Origin of the sequence: Bradyrhizobium sp. 33ap4, assembly GCF_032654765.1 — a bacterium.
Taxonomy (GTDB): Bacteria; Pseudomonadota; Alphaproteobacteria; order Rhizobiales; family Xanthobacteraceae; genus Bradyrhizobium; species Bradyrhizobium australafricanum.
Map to the genome: position 1 here is coordinate 1 of NZ_JAUMTJ010000298.1, position 509 is coordinate 509.

General features: G+C 63.7%; 1 protein-coding gene. It reads left to right on the forward strand.

All coding sequences use genetic code 11. The features are described 5' to 3' along the window. The coding region (locus Q2M23_RS44455) for an IS66 family transposase (RefSeq protein WP_316399583.1) at positions 1-509 on the forward strand (509 nt) is incomplete at both ends.

Below are 509 nucleotides of genomic sequence, written 5' to 3' on the forward strand. Positions count from 1 at the left end.
GGCCGTGCGCAGGCGGATGGCAAGCGTGCACCGCGTCGGCGCAAGGGCTTTGCGCCCCATCTGGAACGGATCGAAACCGTCATTGAGCCGCAAGAGCTGGCGGAGCATGCCGGCAAGCAGAAGGTGCTGATCGGCGAGGACGTGTCGGAGCGCCTGGATGTGGTGCCGGCGAAGTTCCGGGTGATCGTCACGCGCCGTCCCAAGTATGCCTTCAAGAACGCGGACGGTGTGATCCAGGCGCCGGCCCCGGCCCACATCATCGAAGGAGGCATTCCGACTGAAGCGCTTCTGGCCCACATCGCCGTCGCCAAATATGCCGATGGTCTACCGCTCTACCGGCAGGAGGCCATCTACGCCCGCGATCATGTCGAGCTCGACCGCCAGCTGATGGCGCAATGGATGGGCAAGCTCGGCTTCGAGCTCGAGATCATTGCCGACTACATCTTCAGCGAGGTCAAGAAGGCCGAACGGGTCTTTGCCGACGAAACCACTTTGCCGACGCTCGCTCC